This window comes from Ensifer sp. LC384 (assembly GCF_001695865.1).
Lineage (GTDB): Bacteria > Pseudomonadota > Alphaproteobacteria > Rhizobiales > Rhizobiaceae > Ensifer.
Window position 1 is genome coordinate 122,498 of the sequence record NZ_MBST01000010.1, and the last position, 23,013, is coordinate 145,510.

Consider the following 23,013-nt stretch of genomic DNA (forward strand, 5'->3'; position numbering starts at 1 on the left):
TGCGTCACTCCGGAAGACCGGCCCTGCGGTAGCCATCAACGAAATGCGCAAGGGTCGCAGCGTCGCGGAATGGCTCGGTCGTTGCCCAGTGGTGGATTGTGAAATTCGGGTTGCCGACGAGAAACAGTTCGACCTCTGCATGCGCCTCGTCGAGCCGGCCCAGTTGGGCAAGGCTTGCCGCCAGGAAACGCCTTGAGCTCGTGCGATAAGTCTCGTCCCTGCGCAGTGTCTCGACAGCGGCTTCGTATTCGCCGGCCGCATATTGCGCCTGGCCGAGCGTCAGGTAGTACCAACTTGCTGGAAACGGGTTCAGCCGGAACGCCTTGCAAATGTGCTCGAGGCCTTCCTCGACCCGCCCGGCCAGGACTGCGATGTCGGATAGTGCCGCCCAGGTGTCGGCCTCGTTCGGGTCGAGCTCGATCGCCGTGGCAAATTCCTGATCCGCCTCGACGAAGCTGCGCTCATAGGCAAGCAGGTACGCCAGGATCCAGCGACTGCCGGCATCGTGGGGATCGATCGCGACAGCCTTGCGCGCCAGCTCCAGAGCAGCATTGCGGCCAGGTTCCGTCGGCCCGCCGGAATGGACCCATCCCATCCAGTGGTTCATCGCAAGCCAGCGATAGGCCTCGGCGTAATCAGGATCGAGCGAAACTGCGCGCGTGAGCATCAGATGCGCTTCCCGCGCCGCCTGCGGCGTATCATCCATCAGCTTGCGCGCCCGCACGCAGAGATCGTAGGCCTCGAGATTTTTGGGCCGATGGCGCGGCGGCGGCGCGCGCAGCCGGCCGAGCAGTGCCTCCGCGATCTTGCCGGTGACTTCGTCCTGCACGGCAAAGATATCTTCCAGGCTGCGATCGAAGCGTTCCGCCCATAGATGATCGCCACTCACCGCGTCGACCAGTTGGGCGTTGATGCGCACGCGCCCCGCGGCGCGGCGCGCGCTGCCCTCCAGCAGGTAGCGCACGCCAAGGTCCTCAGCGATCCCGCGCACGTCCATTGGCTTTCCCTTGTAGGCAAAGGCCGAGTTGCGGGCGATGACGAACAGGCCGGAGATCCTGGACAGGTCGGTGATCAGGTCTTCGGTCAACCCATCCGCGAAGGATTCCTGCTCGGGATCATTGCTGACATTCACGAAGGGCAGCACGGCTATCGATGGTTTGCTGGGCAGCGGCAGAGGTTTTCGCTTCGCGCCCTCGAGCTGTTCGATGGCCCTGGTGAAGCGGTAGCCGACGCGCGGAACCGTGGAGATCCATTCACCGCCGTCGGCGGCCGGGCCAAGCAGCTTGCGCAACTGTGCGATCTGGACGGTGAGGTTGCCTTCCTCGACGGCCGTGCCCGGCCACGCCGCGTCCATCAATTCGGCCTTTCCAAGGATTTCGCCGGGCCGTCCGACGAATGCGGCAAGCAACCTCGGCCCGCGGTGGCCGATGGCAACGGGATCATCGTTCCGAAGGAGCGTTCCCGCATCCGGATCAAGCACGAACGGACCAAAGGCAAAGCGCGATCCCTGCATACGGCGCATCTATAGACCCTTTGGAAGTTTTTGAGAACTTTTTGGGAGGGCTTAAGTACGACGCCGTTCGTATCCTCCAGACTTCATCCTCTTACAGGTCGAGGCCCCCCGGGCCCCTCAAACCCGATGGAGGTTGTCATGGACGATATTCCCACCCTTGCGTCGGCGCCGCATCAGGCATCGCGGCCGGGAACGCCCGTGGGCCCGGCGGAAGTGTCGCGTCGGCACTGCAGCCTGGCGACGCTCAGAAGCATTATCGCGACCTGGGACGAGCGGAAACGCGTTCGCTGCGACCTTGAGCGAAAGCTGAAGCAAGATCCCCATTTGATCGACGACATCGGTCTGACGAGACGGCGGGTCGAGGCAGAGCTCGCCAAGCCCCTAGGCGAACACACCACAACCAACGGTCTCCTACGGCTTCTCGGAAGGCTGGGCATTTTGGCCACCCATTGGAAAATATGGGGAGGTAGCCTGGCAACTCGGGGAGAGAACGACGACTTGAGCGAAGGACAGTTGCTTGAAATGGGCATTTGCCGTGTTGCACGCAGGGAACGCTGGCTTGATGGCTGCGAGACGCTGCTCCCCATGGATTATTTCGAGTACAGCCTCCATCCGGACGTCTCAAGTGGAGCTGAACGTTAGGCGGTGTGGACGACGTGCGTCCCGGTGAGTCTTCGCTAGACCCATAGTTTTTACTTTGACAATGATAAGAATAATAAATTTTACTAATTGAACACGTCCACGCAGAATGCCTCCTGAAGCAGGCGAGACAAGGGCAGCGACAGATTGCCAGCCATGCTTCCCGGATTTTTTCCAGGCCTCCAGAGGAGATATTCAGCATGAACAGACACATGTTTTTTATGCTTGCCGGCGCCATGTCCGTGGCTCTTCCCGTCATCGCATCCGCACAGACCGAGCTCACCGTTTACACTGCCGTCGAGGCTGTCGACCTTGATCGTTACAAGGCGACCTTCGAGAAGGCGCATCCCGATATCACGATCAATTGGGTCCGCGATTCAACCGGCGTCATGACGGCGAAACTGCTTGCCGAAAAGGACAATCCGCAGGCGGACGTTGTCTGGGGGCTTGCTGCCACATCCCTGCTTCTCCTGAAAACGGAGGGCATGCTGGAAGCCTATCAGCCGAAGGGCGTCGAGGCGCTCGACAAGAAATTCGTCGACCGTGACACGCCGCCGAGCTGGGTCGGCATGGACGCCTATGTGGCAGCACTCTGCTACAACACGGTCGAGGCCGCAAAGCTCGGGCTGACGGCCCCTCAAACCTGGGAAGACCTGACGAAGCCCGAATACAAGGGCCACATCGTCATGCCGAACCCGAGCTCGTCGGGCACCGGTTTCCTCGACGTATCCGGCTGGATGCAGATGTGGGGCGAAGAGAAGGCCTGGTCCTTCATGGACAGGCTTCACGAGAACATCTCCGCCTATACGCATTCCGGCTCGAAGCCCTGCAAGATGGCCGGCGCCGGCGAGGCCGTCATCGGCGTGTCATTCGAATTTCCAGGCGCCAAGGCCAAGAGCGCCGGCGCGCCGATCGACATCATCTTCCCTGCCGAAGGGTCGGGCTGGGAGGCCGAGGCGACGGCGATCATTGCCGGCACGGCCAACCTCGAGGCCGCCAAGACCCTGGTCGACTGGTCGGTCACCAAGGAAGCCAACGAAATGTACAATGTCGGCTATGCCGTGGTCGCCTATCCCGGCATCGCCAAGACCGTTGAGCATCTGCCCTCTGACATTGCCGCAAAGATGATCGACAACGACTTCGAATGGGCCGCGAACAATCGCGCGACCATCCTGAAGGAATGGCAGAAGCGTTACGACGCGAAGTCGGAACCGAAGAGCTGACCTCAGATCGGCCTGGGCGGGGTGCATGCGCGCTCCGCCCGTCGCATTCTCTCCCGCGTGTTTCCTTAAATCCTATCCGATTTAAGGATGAAAACATGCGGAAATTCAAAGTGCTACAGCGACCTTTGCGCGTCTGATAGGACGCGCGGCGCTGTAGAAATCCCTGACAGCCAGCGGAGCTTGCAGATGAGACATGCCATGTCGATCGAACCGACACCCACGAGCATTCACCGCGCCGCTGACCAGGGGACCACCCCGTCATCCCCCTATCTCGAAATCCGCGATCTCTGGAAGAGCTATGGCGATTTCGTTGCGTTGCGCGACATTTCGCTCGGCATCGGCAAGGGGGAGTTCGTCTGTTTTCTCGGCCCCTCGGGCTGCGGCAAGACGACCCTTTTGCGGGCGATCGCCGGCCTTGATCTGCAGACACGGGGCGTTATCTGGCAAGGTGGCCGCGATATTTCGATCTTGCCTGCATCGAAGCGTGACTACGGCATCGTCTTCCAGTCCTACGCGCTCTTTCCCAATCTCACCATCGAGCAGAACATTGCCTTCGGCCTGGAAAACACCGGCCGTTCGAAGGCAGAGGTCGCAGCGCGCGTCGCCGAACTTCTGGAGACGGTCGGACTTTCGGCGCACGGCAAGAAATACCCCGCCCAGCTTTCCGGCGGACAGCAGCAGCGTATCGCTCTCGCCCGCGCCATTGCGATCTCCCCCGGCCTGCTTCTGCTCGACGAACCGCTGTCTGCCCTTGATGCCAAGGTGCGCGTCCATCTCCGCCATGAGATCAAGGCGCTGCAACGGAAGCTTGGCGTCACCACCATCATGGTGACGCACGATCAGGAGGAGGCGCTCGCCATGGCGGACCGGATCGTGGTGATGAATCACGGCGTCATCGAACAGGTCGGATCGCCCACCGAAATCTACCGTCATCCGAAGACCCTGTTCGTTGCCGACTTCATCGGCGAGACCAACCAGTTTCCGGCAAGGGTTCTGCCGGACGGTCTGGTTGAGATCAGTCATTCCGCCTTCTGTTGCCCAACGGACGGCTTTGCGGCCGGGGCCGCGACCACGGCCGTCGTCCGTCCCGTCGACATCATTCCGCACGGTGCCGAGGCGCATGCGGTCCATTCGCTCGACCGGCCGGCAACGCCGCAGAACCTGATCGATGCCGAAGTGCATGTGATGGAGTTCCTCGGCATGTTCTGGCGTACGCGACTGACCGCGCCGCGGCTCGGTGACCGGACGCTCGTCGCCGACTTTTCAGTCAATGCCGTGCGCCGGCTGCGCATCGAAACAGGCGGCGTCATCCAGGTCGAGATACCGCGCGAGCGCCTGTTGCTCTATCCGAGGGGTATCTGACGATGAGCATCGCGATCGACTATGCACCACCGGCAAGAAGGCTGCGGCAGCAGGCTTCCCGAGACGATCTCGTCAAACTCGGTTTCATGGCCGTTATCGGGCTTTACCTGATCGTCGCTTTGGGCGCGCCGCTCTTCGTCATGCTGTCCAAGTCGCTTTCGACTTACCGCTTCGATCTGAGCGCCTTCGAGTTTCAGGTGAGCGACGAGACGGGCGCGAACTGGGCAACGGCCGTCACGGCGGATGCGCTCAACAAAGAACTCGGCGTCGTCGCTAAAAAGGATCTTGCCACCAATTCGGACGGACGCCTGGCCGTTACGAAATTCTTCCCGCAGTTCAATTTCCGCAGCCCCGTCCATTATCGCATTCGTGGCGTCACGGACGATGCCGCGTTTCTCGTCGGCTCCACGCTGGAGAAGGGCACGGCATGGCGCGAATACGATTCCACCACATTTCGGCGGGTCGTGCTGCGCCCGACGAGCAGCCTCGGCATCGAAAATTTCAAGACCTATTTCTCGACGCCGGCGCTCGCCCGCTCGATCTACAATTCAGTGTTGATGGCATCGATCAGCACTGTGGTGACGGTCTCGATCGCTTTTGCGCTCGCCTATGCCTTGACGCGCAGTTGCATGCCGCTCAAGGGGCTCTTCCGGGGTATCCTCACGATACCGATCCTCGTGCCGTCGCTCTTGCCCGGTATTGCCCTCGTCTATCTCTTCGGCAATCAGGGTGTCTTTAGGGATTGGCTGATGGGTTACTCCATCTACGGTCCGATCGGCATCGTCATCGGCTCGGTGTTCTTCACCCTTCCGCATGCCTTCCTCATCATCCTGACCGCTCTGTCCGTCGCCGATGCGCGCCACTACGAGGCCGCGGCGTCGCTGAGGGCCAGCAAATGGCGCACCTTCACCACCGTGACGGTGCCGGGCGCGCGTTACGGCCTCGTGTCGGCCGCCTTCGTCGTCTTCACCTTGGTCATCACCGATTTCGGATTGCCCAAGGTGATCGGCGGCCAATACGGCATGCTGGCCGTCGATATCTACAAGCAGGTGATCGGCCAGCAGAATTTCGAGATGGGGGCGGTCGTGTCCGTCATCCTGCTGGTGCCGGCGGTGCTTGCGTTTGCCGTCGATCGCCGGATGCAGAAGCGCCAGGTGGCGCTGCTCTCGGCGCGCGCGGTGCCCTATGCGCCCAAGCGCAATGTGCGCATGGACGGCTTCTGCTTTGCCTTCGCATGCCTCGTCAGCCTGTTCATTCTCGGCATGATCGCCATGTGCCAGATCGCGGCGCTGGTGAAGTTCTGGCCATACGACCTGACGCTGACGACGAAGAATTTTGCCTTCGATCTGATGGATGGCGGCGGGTGGGCGGCCTATGCCAACTCGATCAAGCTCGCCTTGCTGACCGCATTCTTCGGCTCGGTGATCGTCTTTGCCGGCGCCTATATGGTCGAGAAGGCCGATGGGTTCCGCTTCGGCCGGAGCGTCTTTCATTTCCTCGCCATGATGCCGATGGCCGTGCCGGGCATGGTGCTCGGCCTTGCCTATATCTTCTTCTTCAACAACCCAGCCAATCCGCTCAACTCCATCTACGGCACGATGACGATCCTCGTCGTCTGCACGGTGACACACTTCTATACGGTTGCGCACCTGACGGCCCTGACCGCGCTGAAGCAGATGGATCCGGAATTCGAATCCGTTGGGGCATCGCTCAAGCAACCCTTTCACCGGCTGTTCTTCCGCGTCACTTTGCCGGTCTGCCTGCCGGCGATCCTCAACATCGGGATCTATCTCTTCGTCAACGCCATGACGACGGTTTCCGCCGTGGTCTTTCTCTATGCCGCGGACACCAAGCTTGCCTCGGTTGCTGTGCTCAACATGGACGACGCGGGCGACATCGCACCGGCTGCCGCCATGGGCATGATGATCTTCTACACCAATGTCGTCGCCAAACTCATCCACGCGGTGGTCTCCCGCGGACTGCTCGCGCGCACGCAGGCGTGGCGGTAGCCCCACCGGCATCGGCACAGGGTGGCAGTCAGCGTGCAATGCCGCCCTTCACGCCCGGCCGTCTTGAGATGGAAACCAGGAAGGTCGCCTAGGCGACCTTCCTGTCTGGCAATACGCTATCACCTTCTGTCGAGATCGAGCGCGGAGGCTGGCGGTGCTCGTGTTCCGCCAGGCGCGTGCGCTGCGGCGTACAGCCGTAGGTGTCCCGGTAGGTCCGGGAGAAATGGGAAGCCGAGGAAAATCCGCATGCCACGGCGATCTCGAAGACGGGAAGCGACGAATTGACGAGAAGCAGGTGCGCCCGTTCCAGCCGCATCTGGAGATAGTAGCGCTTGGGGGACCGCCCCATCTCGCGGCGGAACAGGCGCTCGATTTGACGACGCGACAATCCTGTCGGGGTAGACATGTCGGCAAGTTTCAACGGTTCGGTGAGGTTCGCCTCCATCTGCTCGATGATGCCGATCAGCAACCGGTTGTCGATGCCGACGCGGGTCTGAAGGGGCAGCCGCTGGCGCTCTCCGGCCTTGCGGACCCGTTCCGACAGAGCCACTTCGCAAACGCGATTTGCCACGTCCCGGCCGAGATCGTCTTCGACAACGCGCAGGAACATGTCGAACGGTGCATTGCCGCCGGCGCAGGTAAAAAGCTCGCCGTCGATCTCGAATGCCGTCTGACGGGCTTTCGTCGCGAAGAACCGCTCGGAGAAATCTGGAAAGTGTTCCCAATGCACGGCGCAACGACGCCCATCGAGCACGCCGGCCCGCGCCAGGCTGTAGAGGCCGCCTGCGAGCCCGGCGACGGGAACCCGGCTCCGCCGGGACAGCCGCAGCCAGCCTTCGGCCTTTCCGTCGGCGGGAGGGACGGCACGGCCGCCGCAGACCACGATCATGTGAGGACGCCCCGGTTGATGCAGTCCGTCCTGCTCCGAGGTGAGTGCTGCGTCTGCCACCATGCGCATTCCGCAGCTCGACCGCGCAGGTTGGCCATCGCGCGTGAGGATAAGCCAGCTATAGTGCGGCCTGCCCAGGACATCGTTGGCAAGGCGAAGCGCCTCGAGCGCGGCAGTGAATGCGTGCTGCGTGAAGCCGTCGAGCAGGTAGAATGTGAAGCGGCGGCCTTGTGTGCATGCCTGTTGCACTGCTCTGCCTCCTTTTGCGTCAATGATTGCTCGAAACATGATGCAAAGAATAGTTACATTATGCAACATAAATAGACATCATCGGTATGTCATTGTGCGCGCATCGGTGAATTGATGCGCTTCAAGTCGGGAAAATGAAGACGAAATTGGATTGCGGCGGCGCGTTTTGCGGCGTGTCTTGTCAAAATGCCAAAAATGAACGCAGATATCCGCATGTCAGATACTCAAAACGCCCGAGCCCTTGCCCCCCGCCGTCATGGCGAGATCCTTCGCCGTCTGGCCGCAGACGGTACGGTCAGCATCACCGAGCTTGCGGATTTCTTCGATGTGTCGCGGCAGACGATCCGCCGCGACTTGAAGCATCTGGCGGAGCGCGGCCAGCTCGATCTCGTTCACGGCGGCGCGACGCTGTTCGAGGCGACCGAAGCCGCCTTCACAGAGAGGCGTGGGGAGAATGCGGCGGCGAAGGCGTCGATCGGCAGGGCTGCAGCCGGTCTCGTGCGCGACGGCATGGTCGTCTTTCTCGATTCCGGCACGACGACGCTTGCGGTGGCTCATGCGCTGGTGGAGCGGAAAAACCTAACGATTTGTACGACTTCCCTCTCCATCGCGCTGCAGATGTGCCGCCAGCCGCTCGTCCGCGTGCATATGCTTGGTGGCGAGATCGATCCGGCGGAAGAGGCGGCCGTCGGCATTGATGCGCTCGAGGCGATCGGCCATTTCCGGGTGGATGTGGCCTTCCTCGGCGGTGGCGGATTGTCGCCAGACGGCGAGGTGACGGACTTTACCCGCAACGGGGCCGAGCAGCGCTCCCGCATGATCGCGATGGCGGCCAAGACCTACTTCATTCTCGATAGCTCGAAATTCGGCCGGCTGACGCCGCTGCGCATTCCGCGTTTCGAATTGGCAACGGGGGTAATCGTCGATGCGCGACCGCCGCAGGCGATCTGCGAGGCGCTGGAGCGCAGAGGTCCCGGCCTGATCGTTGCGGCGTAATGTAATATTTTGTAACTTTTTGTCTTGTTATTTGCTCTTCCCTTGCTATGGTGTGGCCTTCCATGGCTTCGGGAGGTTGTTTCATGGCTCAGAATTTTCCAACGCAGGCACAGGTCGTCATCGTCGGCGGCGGCATTATCGGCTGTTCGGTCGCCTATCACCTGACCAGGCTCGGCTGGACGGACGTCGTGCTTTTGGAGCAGGGGCAATTGAGCGGCGGCACCACCTGGCACGCAGCCGGTCTTGTCGGCCAGCTGCGCAGCCACGCGAACATGACCAGCCTCATCAAATATTCGACGCAGCTCTACAGCGAACTGGAGGCCGAAACCGGGCTCGCCACCGGCTGGAAGAACTGCGGCTCCGTTTCCGTGGCGCGATCGGTCGATCGCATGACGGTGCTGAAGCGCACGGCGGCGTCCGCCCGCGCGCAGGGCGTTGCCATCGAGGTGATTTCGCCGAAGGAGGCCCAGGACCTCTGGCCGGTGATGGCGATCGATGACCTGGTGGGCGCCGTCTGGCTGCCCGGTGACGGCAAGGCCAACCCGACCGATCTGACGCAATCATTGGCAAAGGGCGCGCGCAGCCGCGGTGCGCGCATCATCGAACGCGTGCGCGTCACCGGCATCACCGTTGCCGATGGCGCGGTTACCGGCGTGGAAACGGATCAAGGGACAATCGCCGCCGAGATCGTCGTCAATTGCGCCGGCCAATGGGCGCGCAAGGTCGGGCTGATGTGCGGCGTGTCGGTGCCGCTGCATTCGGCGGAACATATGTACATCGTGACCGGCAGGATCGAAGGCGTGCATCCTGACCTACCGGTCATGCGCGATCCGGACGGCTACATCTACTTCAAGGAAGAGGTCGGTGGCCTCGTCATGGGCGGCTTCGAACCGGAGGCAAAACCGTGGGGCATGGCGGGCATTCCCGATGATTTCGAATTCGCCTTGCTGCCCGATGACTGGGACCAGTTCGAAGTCCTGATGCAGAGTGCCCTGCAGCGGGTGCCACAACTGGCGACGGCCGAGGTGAAGAAGTTTTATAACGGCCCTGAAAGCTTTACGCCCGACAACAACTTCATGCTCGGCGAGGCACCGGAACTGAAGAATTTCTACGTCGGCGCCGGTTTCAATTCGATGGGCATCGCCAGCGCCGGCGGCGCCGGGCGCGCACTGGCGGAATGGATCGTCAACGGCGCGCCGACCATGGACCTCTGGCCGGTCGATATCCGTCGCTTCGCAAACTTCAACAACAATCCGCGCTGGCTGCATGACCGCGTCAAGGAGACGCTGGGGCTGCACTATGCCATGCCCTGGCCAAACCGCGAGCTGGATACGGCGCGGCCGTTCCGCCGCTCGCCGCTCTATGCTCGGCTTGCCGCAAAGGGCGCCTGCTTCGGCTCGAAAATGGGCTGGGAGCGTGCCAACTGGTTTGCGGCCGAGGGAGAGAAGCCGGTCACGGACTATGCCTTTGGCCGGCAGAACTGGCACGAGGCGGTAAAACGCGAGATGAAGGCAACGCGCGAGGCGGCCGGCATCTTCGACCAGACCTCCTTTGCCAAGCTTCTTGTCCAGGGGCGCGATGCCGCAGCCGCGCTCAACCGTATCTGCGCCGCCGATATCGACGTTGCCATCGGTCGTTCCGTCTATACCGGCCTGCTCAATGCCCGCGGTGGTTATGAAAGCGACCTCACCGTGCTGCGGCTTGCCGTGGATTGCTTCCTCCTCATCACCGGTTCGGCGCAGCCGGTGCACGACGCCGACTGGATCCGCAAGAACCTGCCGGCCGAAGCGCATGTGACGCTCACCGACGTCACGTCGGCCTACGCGGTTCTGGCGCTCATGGGGCCGAGTTCACGGGATATCCTCTCCCGGCTGACGTCGGCCGATCTCTCCAATGCGGCCTTTCCCTTCGCGACGATCAGGGAGATCGATATCGGCTATGCCACGGCCTATGCCAACCGCATGACCTATGTCGGCGAACTCGGCTGGGAACTGATCGTGCCGACGGAGTTCGCCGTTGGCGTCTATGAGGCGCTGCACGAGGCCGGGCGTGATTTCGGGCTGTCCGATTGCGGCTACTACGCGCTCGAGGCGCTCCGGCTCGAAAAGGGCTATCGCGCCTGGAGCCGCGAGCTGACACCGGATATCACCCCTTACGAGGCGGGCCTTGCCTTCGCGCTCTCCCTCGACAAGCCGGGCGGTTTCATCGGCCGCGACGCATTGATCGCCGCCAGGGAGAACGGAGCGCCCACGCGGCGCATCGTGCAGTTCACGGTGGATGATCCATCGCCCATGCTATGGGGCGGTGAGCTGGTTCTTCGCGACGGCAAGCCGGTCGGCGAAGTCCGCTCGGCCGCCTACGGTCACACGCTCGGCCGCGCCGTCGCCCTTGGCCTCATCGAACATTCCACGGGCGTTGACAAGGCGTTCATGGAGGCCGGTCGGTTCGAAGTCGAGCTTGCAGGCGACCGGTTTTCTGTGACCCCGCACCTCTTACCGGCCTACGATCCGAAAGCCCTCAGGGTCAAGTCTTAGAGCGGGGTCAATGTGACCTGATTGGGCTGGAGACCGAGGAGCCAGCCTGACGGGCAAAGGCAAGGCCGAGTTTTCGGCCTTCGCCGGCAGAGGCGTGTGACGTTCTCCGTTTGCGGCATCGCCACGCTCAACAGGCCCGGCAACAAGGGGCGCTGTACTCGGCCGATCGGTCGCAGACAAGCGACCGTCCGTGCCACAACCTCATTCCATGACCGGGTGGTCACGTCGGCGTGCTGGCGAGCGGCACTCGGAAATAGGGTTCGCCCGAGGCGGTGGCTTCGAAATTTCCGTGAACCGCAAAGGTTGTCTGAAGGTAGCTGGTGTTGGCCAGTTCCCGGCTCCGACCTTCAAAAATGAGCTTGCCCTTGGAGAGCAATATGACGTTGTCGGCAACGGCCATCGCATGATTCAGGTCGTGGATAGCAAGCACGACCGCGATGCCCCGCTCGGTGCTCAGCCGATCAAGCAGTTCCAGGACTTCGACCTGATGGCCGATATCGAGGAATGACGTCGGTTCGTCCAGCAGGAGGATTTCCGCCTCCTGCGCCAATGCAGCTGCGATCCAGGCCCGTTGGCGTTCTCCTCCCGAAAGACTGGCGAGATCACGGTCGGAGAGCGCGACGAGACCGGTCTGTTCAAGCGCCCAGTCGACGACTGCGAGATCCTTCCGCGAAAAGCTCTGGAACAAACCGAGATGCGCGAACCGGCCCTGGCGAACGAGCTGCTCGACGGACATGTTCTCGGGAGATGTCGGGTTCTGCGGCAGGAAGGAGAGCCGCTTGGCAAGGTCGCGCCGCCTCCACGTTTCGATCGGCTTGGTATCAAGGCTGACTGTGCCGCGCATACAGCGTGCAAGGCCGGCCAAAGCATGCAGCGCCGTACTCTTGCCGGAGCCGTTCGGACCGATCAGCGACGTTATCTCGCCCGGGCGCACCTCGATCGACAGTCCGTCCAGCGCGGTCATCGCTCCGTATTTGATTGTAATCTCGTCGGCTCTCAACGGCATGGCGGCCTCATCGATATCGGCGGAGCAGGAAAAACAGGAACGGCGCACCAGCAAAGGCTGTGACCACTCCGATCGGGATTTCTTCGGGGCCGCCGACCAGTCGGCCCGCCAGATCCGCTCCGGTCACAAGCGCCGCTCCGATCAGCGCGGCAAACGGAATGACCAGTGCGAAATGTCTGCCGGCGACGAAGCGCGCCAGGTGCGGCACGACGAGGCCGACGAAGATCAGCGGCCCAACGGCACCCACGGCGCTGGCGGCCAGGATCGAGGCGACGCCAAGCGTCAGGCTGAAGTACAGCCGGTACGAAAGACCGAAGGATCGCGCGACATCCTCATCGAAACGCAACATCAGCACCGGCCGATAGAGCGCCGGCAGGACGGCTAGTCCGGCCACAGTAAACGGCAGCAGGAAGAGCACGTGTTCCCAGCCGCGCGCATAGAGACTGCCTGAAAGCCACTGCATGACGATCTCAAAACGCGAGCTGCCCCAACCGACGACGATGCCCATGGCAATGGCGTGCAGGAACGCGCCAATGGCGATTCCGCACAGTGTCAGTTGCAGCGCGGCCATGCGTTTGGCGATTGCAAGACTGTAGATGACAAGGCCGCTCATCAGCCCTCCGACACAGCCTACCAGTGGCAGCCAGGAAACGGGCAGTGTGTAAAGCGCGTTGGCATCTGAGTTGAAGCGATAGACGGCAAAGAACAGGAACACGGTTACCGCAAGGGTAGCGCCCTGCGATATGCCGATGATCGTTGGGTCGGCGAGCGGATTGCGGGTAATGGACTGCAGCAGCGTCCCGGCGACCGCGAAATGAATGCCGGCCAGTATTCCTGTCAGAATGCGGGGAAGGCGGATCGTCAGGATGATCAGGTCCGACTGTTCAGAGCCGTTGCCGGTCAGTGCCGCAATCACCTCGGTCATCGGGATATCAACGACGCCCAGGAGAACCGCGACCAATATCAGGCCCATGGCCAGAAGTGTGAGGACGAGGATGCCGCGCGTTGGCGTCGCCCGTGTTGCGCCGTTGGTGCTCGAGGTCATCGGCGTGACCCCGTCGTCATTTCCAGACGCCGTCGCTGGATCAGATAGATGAACACCGGGCCGCCGATCAACGCCGTGAAGATGCCGACAGGGATTTCGCGCGGAGCCGCGACGGACCGTGCCAATGCGTCCGCCGTCACCAACAGGGTTCCACCGAGTGCGATGTTGAGCAGGATCGCCCAGAGCGTGTCTGCCGGTCGCAGAAGACGAACGAGGTGGGGAGCAGCGAGGCCGATGAATGCGATCGGGCCGGCGACAGGCGTCACGCCGGCAACCAGAATGATGGCGCAGATCAGCACGATCGGTTTCCAGACGGCGGTGTTGACGCCCATGCCTGCCGCCGCCTCGTCGCCAAGACCGAACAGGCCGATCACCCGGTGGCTGACAAGCGCGCCGAGGAGGCCGATGACGATCCAGGGCAGCATGTAAACGACCTGTGGCCAGGAGCGACCCTGGAACCCGCCGGAAAGCCAGAACAGCACCGATGGGGATTGCGGGCCGCCGCGGAGCAGCACATAGGTCGTGATTGCGCTCAGGAAAAGCGCGACCGTAACGCCGGAAAGTGCAAGGTGGAGTGGCGAGCCCCGTCCGCCGTTCGATGCAAAAAGCGTCAGCGCTGCCGCACCGATGCCGCCTGCCATGCCGATTGGCGGATAGTAGGCCGACGATACGGCGGGAAAGAATATGAAGGTTGTAACGATCGCGGTGACGGCTCCAGCCGAGACACCCGTCAGGTCAGGCGCTGCAAGCGGGTTTCGCATCGCCGATTGAAGCAGGAAGCCGGCGGTCGCCAGTGCCGCCCCCGCGAGGAAAGCCGCCAGGCTGCGTGGCATCCGAAGCGTCCAGACGATGATTCCGTCGGTTCCCTGATTTGGCGACAGGAGCGCGCCGACAGCCTTGGCAAGGGTCATGGGCTTGGCTCCGTAGAGCAGCCCGACAACGAATATGACGAGTGCGCTTGCCAGAATGGATAGAAGTATCGACGCGGAACGCGAGTGCCGTCTCATGACATGGACCGGGAAAATTCGAGCCTGGCAGCCGTCTGCTCGAAGAGAAAAACCATGCCGACCCCGGCGGCGATGAGACCTGCGCCCATCCCGAGCCAGACGCCATAGGCGCCAAGCTCCGTCTGCGTGCCAAGCGCCCAGGCCAGCGGCAGGCCGAACGCCCAATAGCAGGCAATCGTTATCCAGAACCCATGGCCCGCCCGGCCGACGCTGCGCACTGCGCCAACGCCGATATTCTGGACGAAGTCGAACACTTGAATGAACGCGGCCATCACTATGAGGATAAGGGCTATTCCATAAGTTTGGGCGGCTGACGCCGGATCGAGTGAAAACAGTTGCAGGATCGGCTCGGGAAACAGGCAGAACAGCACCGAGAAGAGGCCGACGACAGCCAGTCCAAGGCAGAAGCCGCTACGCCCAACGCGCAGGGTTCCATTCCTGTCCTTGCTGCCGAGCGCCTCGCTGACGCCCACGGATGTCGCATGCGACATCCCGATCGACAGCATGAAGACGACGTACATGATCTGATTGACCACCGCGTGCGCTGCAAGTGCTGAAGCGCCAAATGCGCCCATCATCAGCGCGATCGCAAGTGTAAAGCCCGCTTCCGATCCGTAAGACCCGGCGGTCGGCAAGCCGATCGCGAGCAACCTGCGGAAAGACCCAAGAACCTCGGCACGGGACTTCACCGGCGCAAACCGGGTCGTTCGATGCGTCGCGACTGCGACCGCGGCAAATTGCAGAAGGAAGGAAATTGAGCTGGAGGCAGCAACGCCGGGTATGCCAAGCATAGGCAGACCGAAAGCACCGAACAGGAAGCCGTAGTCGAAGACCGCATTGATGACGACGGTTCCCAATGTAATCGCGAGCAGGACGTTGGCTTTGCGCCGTCCCACCACCACACCCCGGTAGGCGTAGAACCAGAACAAAGGGATGTAGCCGGGCGCAATGAAAATCAGGTAATCGCGGACTTGCGCCGAAATGTCCGGGTCTTGCCCGAACCATTCCAGCGTGGACCCTGCCAAGGCGAGCACGACCGCTGCAGCAACGGCCGCGATCGACGCCATGATCAGGGCGGCGGCAAGATGCTCCCCGCTCACCTCCTCGCTCCTGTCTTGTGCCACCAGGTTGGATGCTCCGATGAGCATCCCGAACCCCATGGTCCGCAGCAGGTTGAACAAGGTATAGCCGAGCGCGCCGACCGCAATCGCAGTGCCACCGGACCAGCCGAGCATCACCATGTCGGTCGTCGAAATGGCGACCTGAGCGAGTTGGATGAATGAAAGTGGTAGCGCCAACTCGGCGATGCGCCGCGCTTCGTGAAGGGTAGGGGTGCTGTCTGACACTTCGATGGTCCGGATTGGGCCGGCCCCCCGGGAGGCTGGCAACTTGGTGCTACTTGACCGATTCCGGTATCAGCTTGCGGGCCTCGGCCTTGACGTCCACTGCCGGGAACGTGTCGGGATGAAGCAGATGTGCGGCTTCCTTCAGCACGAGTTCGCGGGCGATCGGCCCATGCGCTTCAACCCAATGATCGCCGACATAGTGGACGCGGCCGTTCTTTACGGCGCTCAGCTGTTGCCAGATCGGATTGTTCTCCTGAGGACGGTCCGGACCATAGTCGTAGACGAAGATAACCTCGGGATCCTTTTCCAGCATCGTTTCGAGGCTCATTTCCAGGCCCCAGTTGTCGGGTACCGATGGTGTCGGATTCTGGCCGCCGATGTTGTCACCTCCGAGCGCAACGAGAATGGCGGCTGTCATGTTCTCCGAACGAAAGACCCACGGCGTCTCTCCACCCCACATCACGACGAAACGCGGATGCACATCCTTTGGAGCTTTCGCTGCGTAGGCTTCAAGGTCTGCCTTGAACTGCTTGTTCAGTTCCTGACCGCGTTCCGGCTTGCCAAGGATCGTTGCCAATTGGCCGATCGTGCGGTCGCTGTCGGCGTATAGTTCGAGGTTGTAGGCCAGATACGGTGCTACTTTCTGATACTGGACGGCATTGCCTTCCGTGTAGCGCCGGATGGCAACGGTTATGTCGGGCTTGGCCTCGGCGAGCAGCTCGAGATTTGGAGCGGCGCGCTGACCAATCTGTTTGACGCCCTCCAGGTAGCCGCCCAGGAAGTCAGGATTGCGGCCCTCGACCATGTAGGTGGCGGCGACTGGCTTGATACCAAGGGCGAGTGCTACATCCGCAGCGAAATATGATACCGACGCCACCCGCTTCGCGTCGGCCGGCACCGCAACGATCACGCCACGGTCGTCAATGACATTCAGCGTTGAAGGCGATTGGGCGTTGGCAGGCAGCACGCATGCATTCCAGGCAAGGAAGGCAGCTATGGCATGTCCTGCGGCCGCGGCGCGGCACAAGCTGGCGTGTAGCATCAGGGTCTCCATCGATGTGTGGTCCCGGCATATGCCAGGCATGAATAATGATCATCTCAGCAAGCCGTTGCGGGACCGGCTCGATTCCCAAGTCGGGGATCTCAGCCTTTACAGCGCTTTGCTTTATGCGATTGTTGATATTAATAGTCCACTTTAAAGCAATCGAAAGTTTCTCAAGCGAGCATGAAAAAAACGCAAGCCGAAAGCCTGAAAAACCCTCCGTTGAACACCCTCGTTGCGTTCTCAACCGCAAGCAGGCGCGGCAGCCTGACATTGGCGGCTGCGGAAATGCACCTCACTCCCGGGGCCGTGAGCCGGCAAGTGAAGCAATTGGAAGATACGCTTGGGGTGAGCTTGTTTCACCGGTCCCACAACGCCATCACGCTGACGGATGCCGGGCAGCGTTTCCTAACGTACGTGAATGCGGCTCTCGCGATGCTCGAGACGGGCGCGCGTGGTTTGAACACGCAACGGTCGCGGCTCGTTATCCAGGCTCCAATAACGCTCGCCCGTCGATGGTTGATCCCGCGCATCGGCTCGTTCCGGCAGGAGAACCCGACCGCCGATCTTGTTCTCCAATCGCTGGCGCTGGGCTCGCTTGAGAGACCCGACCTAACGATAACATATCGACGAAGCGCTGATGCTGCGGACGTGGCGTCGGCGTTCTTGCTGGACAGGACGATGGCGGTTTGCTCGCCGAAATTGATAGCCGGAAGCAGGGGCCAGCTCGAGGCCAGTGACATCCTCGAATTGCCCATCCTGCTGGACACGGCAGACGCATGGTCTTGGCGGTGCTGGTGCAATTCCGCGGGCCTCACGTTCGAGCCGCGAGGCGGCAGCATCGCATTCGACACCGACGAGGCGTCGATTGACGCCTGTATTTCGGGATTGGGAGTGGGGCAGGCGAGCCCGCTGTTTATCGAACACGAACTGAGATCGGGTCAGCTTGTCGCCTTGGCGGCGTCCGTGGCACCCGTCGTCGGCGCTTACGACATTTCAAAGCCTGTCGAATTCGGAATGGCAGGAATTTTCCTCGATTGGTTGGAAAAATGGACGAACGTCGGAGCTGAATGACAGATTGGCAGGCAACGACGCGGCCGGGATCGTATCATTTGCCGCCGGCAAACCGTTGAGATAGTCGCCACATCGCCTGCTTTCTTCAGCACCGCAAGTCACATCAAAAACCCATAAATCGAGGCGGTGCCAGCGTCTGCCGGACGATGTTAGCTTGCCTTCGGGAGGAAACCGAAGGAGCTGACCATGCCAAAATCGATTGTCAACGCCGTGGGCACCCCGCTTTTTTACAGTGGAGCATCTACGGCGTGGTTCTCCGCGACGGGTTCGGGGCCAGTGCTTTACGGCACTCAGGCAAACGACTCGATATGGGGCGATAGCTCCGTCAATGTCACCATGGCGGGCGGTAGAGGTGATGACGTTTACTATCTCTATTCGGGCATCAACCGCGCCATGGAGACGGCTGGAGCAGGTGTCGACACCATCAACACCTGGATGAGCTATACCCTACCCGAGAATTTTGAGAACTTGACGGTCACCGGCAGCGGCCGGCACGCTTTCGGCAACAATGCCGACAACATTATTTCGGGCGCTTCAGGTAGCCAGACGATCGACGGTCGCGGCGGCAACGACATTCTGGTCGGTGGCGGCGGCGCGGACATCTTCGTCGTCGGGCGAGGTGGCGGCAGCGATCTGATCGTCGACTTCGACGGTTCCGATACGGTCCGGCTGAATGGTTACGATCTGACGAGCTTCCAGCAGGTCACCAGCCTTGCGACACAGGAAGGCGCGGATTTAAGGCTGAACCTCGGCGATGGCGAGAGCCTGTTGTTTGCAAACACGACCGTAGCTGATCTGGCACCCGAGCAATTCCAGCTTAGTCTCGATCGCTCCAGCCTTGCGCTGAGTTTTGCCGACGAGTTTGACAGCCTCTCCCTTCATGATGGCGATCAGGGCGTATGGGATGCGAAGTTCTGGTGGGCGCCTGAAAGGGGCGGAACCTTGGCCAGCAACGGCGAACTGCAGTGGTATATCAATCCCGCCCATGCGGGGACAGCCGCAATCAATCCGTTTTCGGTCGAAGATGGCGTGCTGACGATCAAGGCAGAGCCGACGCCGGATGCACTGAAACCAGAGATCGACGGGTACGAATACACGTCCGGCATGCTGACGACGTTCTCGACCTTTGCGCAGACCTACGGCTATTTCGAAATCAGAGCGGACATGCCGGCCGAAACGGGCACTTGGCCGGCGTTCTGGCTGTTGCCGGTAGATGGCAGCTGGCCCCCCGAACTCGATGTTGTCGAGATGCGGGGGCAGCAGCCGAACACGGTCAACGTGACGGTGCACAGCAACGAGACGGGCGAACAGACAAGCGAGACGACCGCAGTCAAGGTAGCCAGTACCGAAGGGTTTCACACCTACGGCGTATTATGGGAGGAGGATGAGATCGTCTGGTATTTCGACGACGTCGCCGTGGCGCGGGCCGATACGCCCGCCGACATGCACGAACCCATGTACATGGTGGTCAATCTCGCGGTGGGAGGAACGGCAGGGGCGCCGAACGCAGACTTCGGCGACGGAGCGGAAATGCGGATCGACTACATTCATGCTTACTCTCTGGATCAAACGCAGTCGGCGAGTGGCGAAGCGCAGCCGATGGACGACTGGTTGTCCTGATTTGTCGAATAGGTGTGGAGCATCTTGCTGGACGCCCTGCTGAGACAACGCGCAAACCATCTTCGATGGCGTTTTCACTTTGATAGGCGGTGTCCTCAGCATGCCCGTCCATGCCTCGGTTGGATAGGGCGCGAGGTCACCATCGCCGAGATCGAAAGGTGCGAGCGCCTGCGCAGTCAGGCCCTCCGGAGCGCAGTCTTCAAGCACCAGTGAAATGTCTCGCCAGCCGTCATGGGCGTCGACCTCGACCGCACAGCTCGCTCGGAGCCACGCGCAGACCGGCAGAGGATTGATGAGATCTTCCGGCAAGATCTCCAGGACGCATCGACCGCTCCCTAGACTGATTTCTTGCCAACCCGTCGGATGACCGGTGCCGGTCTTGGTCCGGCCGGCGGCGATGTCGCAGTCGGACTCTTCTCTTCCGGCCTCGGTCACGCTGGGGTAGTGCGCTGGCGCATCAATCGCAATTGACATCCTCTGTATCCTGGATACAATTTGCGTCGATCTTGGGAGGGATCAATGAACCAGACCTTCGAATGGCGAAGTCAATCGCGCCTTCTTGACGAAGTTGCCCAGGCGCTTCGCGAGCGCATCTATGCCGGTGTCTATGCGCCTGGGGCAACGCTGCGCCAGGAGCGGATCGCCGCCGAGTTCGGCATCAGTCGCACGCCGCTTCGCGAAGCCTTGCGGGTGCTGGAGCGCGACGGGCTGGTTGTCAACAAGCCCGGCAGCGGCGTCAGGGTGGCCACCGCCGACCTGCCGAAGCTTCTGGACGCCTATGCCGTGCGCGAGGCGATGGACGGCGTGGCAGCACGCAACGCCGCCGAGCGCGCAACCGCATCCGAAATCAGGGAACTCGCAAAACAGATCGAGCGGCAGCAAAAGATCGTCGAGCGCTGGGATCCCGGCGCCTACACCCAGTCGAACGTCATCTTTCACGAGGCAATCGTCAGTGCCTCGCGCAATGCCTCGCTGGCGTCGCTCGGGCCGCTTCTGCGGATGACCTCGCAGGTCTTTGCTCCGGCCTTTTCGCTTTCCAGCGAACGCGCCAGCGCCGCGGTTGCGGAGCATGGGATGATTGTCGAGGCGATCGCGGCAAGGGACCTTGATCAGGCCGAGAAGCTGGCGCGTGCGCATATCCACGCGACGGCAATGAGATTGAAAACGCTGATCCCGCAGCGCGAGACCGACAATGAGGCATGATGTGAAGACCTACGGCAATTTCATCGCGAACAAATGGCAGGACGCAGTCGGCGGCGAGCACATCGCCGTGCGGGACCCCTCCAACGGCGAGGTATTCGCGCGCATTGCCCGGGGAACCCGGGACGACATCGATCTGGCCGTGCGCTCGGCACGTTCGGCACTCTCCGGCGATTGGGGGCAGTTGACCGCAACCGAGCGCGGGCGGGTGCTGAGCCGGATCTCGGTAGCAGTGCTGCGCAACATCGACCTCTTGACGGAACTCGAAGCGCAGGACGTCGGCAAACCCCTGACGCAGGCGCGGGCCGACGTCGTCGCGCTTGCCCGCTATCTCGAATTCTATGGCGGCGCCGCCGACAAGGTGCATGGCGACACCATCCCCTACCAGAACGGCTTCACCGTGCTGACCGTTTACGAGCCGCATGGGGTCACGGGGCATATCATCCCGTGGAACTATCCGATGCAGATCCTTGGCCGCAGCCTCGGCGCGGCGCTCGCGATGGGCAATGCGGCGGTGGTCAAGCCGGCCGAAGAGGCGTGCCTGACCATCCTGGAGTTTGCGCGTATCGCCGAAGAAGAGGGCCTGCCGCCCGGTGCGTTGAACGTCGTCACCGGATTTGGCTCGGAAGCGGGTGCCGCACTTTCCGAACACCCTGATGTCAACCACATCTCGTTCACCGGCTCGGTTCGAACCGGAGAAATGGTACAGGCGGCGGCGGGGAAGAATGCGGTGCCGGTGACGCTCGAGCTCGGCGGCAAGTCGGCGCAGATCGTCTTTGCCGATGCGGACCTCGACCGGGCCGTTCCCTTCCTGGTGAATGCCGGGATCCAGAACGCCGGCCAGACCTGTTCGGCCTCGTCGCGCATCCTCATCGAGCGCGCCATCTACGAAGAGGTCGTGGCGCGAATGAGCGAAAAATACCGTGCGCTCAAGGTCGGTCCGGCCGACGCCGATCTGTCGCTCGGCCCCGTCGTCTCGCACAGGCAAAAGGCGATCGTCGAGGGCTTCCTTGCCGATGCTGCGAAGGATGGCTTGAAGATTGCGGCGCAGGGTGAGATCGTCGCCGACGCACCCGCCGCGGGCGCCTATGTCGCACCGACGTTGCTGCGCGACGTGCCGCATGCGCATCGGACGGTTCAGGAAGAAATCTTCGGACCAGTTCAGGTGATCATGCCGTTCGACGGCGAGGAAGAGGCCGTTCGCCTTGCGAACGGCACCGCCTATGGTCTCGTCTGCGGCGTGTGGACCAACGACGGCGGCAGGCAGCTGCGCATGGCGCGCGCCGTGCATGCCGGTCAGGTCTTCATCAACAATTACGGCGCCGGCGGCGGCGTCGAGCTGCCCTTCGGCGGCGTCAAGAAATCGGGCCATGGCCGCGAGAAGGGTTTTGAGGCCCTCTACGGTTTCGCCAGCATGAAAACCATTTCTGTCTACCACGGCTAGTTCAGCGTCGGGAGGAACAAATGTCACTAGAAGGTAAGATCGCTCTCATCACCGGCGCGGGCTCCGGCTTCGGCGAGGGTATTGCGAAGCGTTTCATCGACGGCGGTGCCAAGGTCATCGTCGTCGACCGCGATGTCGCCGGGGCGGAGCGGGTGGCCAAGGAACTCGGCAGCAATGCGTTTGCCGTCGTCGCCGATATCGCTAAGCAGGCGGATGTGGAAGCCGCCGTCGCGGCCGGCCTGAAAAAATTCGGGCGCATCGATGTCCTGATCAACAATGCCGGCATCGGCCACAAGCCGCAGAACGCCGAACTTGTCGAGCCGGACGAGTTCGACCGGATCCTCGGCGTCAATGTGCGCGGCGTCTATCTCATGACGCGCGCGCTGCTGCCGCACATGAAGGAGAACAAGTCCGGCGTGATCGTCAACATAGCGTCCACCGGCGCCAACCGGCCGCGGCCGAACCTCGCCTGGTACAATGCGACCAAGGGCTGGGTCGTCTCCGCGACCAAGGCGCTGGCGATCGAACTCGCGCCCTTCAACATTCGCGTCGTCGCGCTCAATCCGGTGGCCGGCGAAACGCCGCTTTTGGCGACCTTCATGGGCGAGGACAGCGAGGAAATTCGCAAGAAGTTCCGCGACTCCATTCCCTTGGGACGCTTGCTGAAGCCCGAGGATCTCGCCGAGGCTGCAGCCTTCGTCGCATCGCCGCAGGCGTCGATGATCACCGGCGTTGCACTGGACGTCGACGGCGGGCGTTCGATCTGATGACTACAGCGCCGCGCGCCTTTTAAGACGCGCTAAGGTCGCTGTAAC

At 61.9% G+C, this 23,013-nt stretch carries 17 protein-coding genes and 1 pseudogene; 11 read left to right on the forward strand and 7 right to left on the reverse strand.

Annotation, left to right across the window (positions count from 1 at the left end; genetic code table 11):
- Positions 1-4 precede the first annotated feature (4 nt).
- Positions 5-1,513, reverse strand: a complete 1,509-nt coding sequence (locus tag BC363_RS11055) for a winged helix-turn-helix domain-containing tetratricopeptide repeat protein (RefSeq protein ID WP_065781668.1) — start codon at positions 1,511-1,513, stop codon at positions 5-7.
- A 138-nt stretch (positions 1,514-1,651) separates the two neighbouring features.
- Between BC363_RS11055 and BC363_RS11060 the strand changes: the two are divergent.
- The 4 genes and pseudogenes from BC363_RS11060 to BC363_RS11075 form a co-directional block, all read left to right on the forward strand.
- Positions 1,652-1,894: pseudogene (locus BC363_RS11060) on the forward strand (DUF1127 domain-containing protein); the annotation flags it as partial.
- Between the two features lie 470 nt (positions 1,895-2,364).
- Positions 2,365-3,375 carry a putative 2-aminoethylphosphonate ABC transporter substrate-binding protein gene (locus BC363_RS11065; protein ID WP_202618561.1) on the forward strand — a complete coding sequence of 337 codons (1,011 nt, stop codon included), beginning with the start codon at positions 2,365-2,367 and terminating at the stop codon, positions 3,373-3,375.
- Positions 3,376-3,561: 186 nt separating this feature from the next.
- Positions 3,562-4,737, forward strand: coding sequence for a putative 2-aminoethylphosphonate ABC transporter ATP-binding protein (locus BC363_RS11070; RefSeq protein ID WP_065781666.1), 1,176 nt, complete (start codon positions 3,562-3,564; stop codon positions 4,735-4,737).
- Between the two features lie 2 nt (positions 4,738-4,739).
- Positions 4,740-6,746 carry a putative 2-aminoethylphosphonate ABC transporter permease subunit gene (locus BC363_RS11075; protein ID WP_065781665.1) on the forward strand — a complete coding sequence of 669 codons (2,007 nt, stop codon included), beginning with the start codon at positions 4,740-4,742 and terminating at the stop codon, positions 6,744-6,746.
- Positions 6,747-6,834: 88 nt separating this feature from the next.
- Here BC363_RS11075 and BC363_RS11080 read toward each other — a convergent pair whose 3' ends face one another.
- On the reverse strand, positions 6,835-7,884 hold the full coding sequence (locus BC363_RS11080; RefSeq protein WP_065781664.1) for a GlxA family transcriptional regulator: 1,050 nt from the start codon (positions 7,882-7,884) through the stop codon (positions 6,835-6,837).
- Positions 7,885-8,097: 213 nt separating this feature from the next.
- On the opposite strand from BC363_RS11080, the gene BC363_RS11085 reads away from it, so the two are divergent.
- Positions 8,098-8,880, forward strand: coding sequence for a DeoR/GlpR family DNA-binding transcription regulator (locus tag BC363_RS11085; RefSeq protein WP_065781834.1), 783 nt, complete (start codon positions 8,098-8,100; stop codon positions 8,878-8,880).
- Positions 8,881-8,963: 83 nt separating this feature from the next.
- A complete protein-coding gene (locus tag BC363_RS11090; RefSeq protein WP_065781663.1) occupies positions 8,964-11,414 on the forward strand; it encodes an FAD-dependent oxidoreductase in 2,451 nt (816 codons plus the stop codon).
- A gap of 220 nt (positions 11,415-11,634) precedes the next feature.
- Here BC363_RS11090 and BC363_RS11095 read toward each other — a convergent pair whose 3' ends face one another.
- Genes BC363_RS11095 through BC363_RS11115 form a run of 5 tightly spaced genes read right to left on the reverse strand, consistent with a single transcriptional unit; the run spans position 11,635 to position 16,785 of the window.
- Positions 11,635-12,420, reverse strand: a complete 786-nt coding sequence (locus tag BC363_RS11095) for an ABC transporter ATP-binding protein (RefSeq protein ID WP_065781662.1) — start codon at positions 12,418-12,420, stop codon at positions 11,635-11,637.
- A gap of 7 nt (positions 12,421-12,427) precedes the next feature.
- Entirely contained in the window at positions 12,428-13,465 is a 1,038-nt protein-coding gene (locus tag BC363_RS11100; RefSeq protein WP_065781661.1) for an iron ABC transporter permease, read from the reverse strand.
- Complete coding sequence (locus BC363_RS11105; protein WP_065781660.1) at positions 13,462-14,472, reverse strand: iron ABC transporter permease; 1,011 nt, start codon at positions 14,470-14,472, stop codon at positions 13,462-13,464. The genes BC363_RS11100 and BC363_RS11105 overlap by 4 nt, the downstream gene beginning before the upstream one ends.
- Positions 14,469-15,818 carry an MATE family efflux transporter gene (locus tag BC363_RS11110; RefSeq protein ID WP_065781659.1) on the reverse strand — a complete coding sequence of 450 codons (1,350 nt, stop codon included), beginning with the start codon at positions 15,816-15,818 and terminating at the stop codon, positions 14,469-14,471. The genes BC363_RS11105 and BC363_RS11110 overlap by 4 nt, the downstream gene beginning before the upstream one ends.
- Before the next feature lie 49 nt (positions 15,819-15,867).
- Positions 15,868-16,785: an ABC transporter substrate-binding protein gene (locus tag BC363_RS11115; RefSeq protein WP_244519850.1), complete on the reverse strand. Its 918-nt coding sequence runs from the start codon at positions 16,783-16,785 to the stop codon at positions 15,868-15,870.
- 258 nt (positions 16,786-17,043) lie between these two features.
- Between BC363_RS11115 and BC363_RS11120 the strand changes: the two genes are divergently transcribed.
- The 5 genes from BC363_RS11120 (at position 17,044) to BC363_RS11140 (ending at position 22,965) form a co-directional block, all read left to right on the forward strand.
- Positions 17,044-17,934, forward strand: a complete 891-nt coding sequence (locus BC363_RS11120) for a LysR family transcriptional regulator (protein ID WP_065781658.1) — start codon at positions 17,044-17,046, stop codon at positions 17,932-17,934.
- Positions 17,935-18,120: 186 nt separating this feature from the next.
- Complete coding sequence (locus BC363_RS11125; RefSeq protein WP_065781657.1) at positions 18,121-19,554, forward strand: family 16 glycosylhydrolase; 1,434 nt, start codon at positions 18,121-18,123, stop codon at positions 19,552-19,554.
- 519 nt (positions 19,555-20,073) lie between these two features.
- Positions 20,074-20,757, forward strand: coding sequence for a GntR family transcriptional regulator (locus tag BC363_RS11130; RefSeq protein WP_065781656.1), 684 nt, complete (start codon positions 20,074-20,076; stop codon positions 20,755-20,757).
- Positions 20,747-22,198: an aldehyde dehydrogenase family protein gene (locus BC363_RS11135; protein ID WP_065781655.1), complete on the forward strand. Its 1,452-nt coding sequence runs from the start codon at positions 20,747-20,749 to the stop codon at positions 22,196-22,198. The genes BC363_RS11130 and BC363_RS11135 overlap by 11 nt, the downstream gene beginning before the upstream one ends.
- 20 nt (positions 22,199-22,218) lie before the next feature.
- On the forward strand, positions 22,219-22,965 hold the full coding sequence (locus tag BC363_RS11140) for a glucose 1-dehydrogenase (protein WP_065781654.1): 747 nt from the start codon (positions 22,219-22,221) through the stop codon (positions 22,963-22,965).
- Positions 22,966-23,013: the final 48 nt, after the last annotated feature.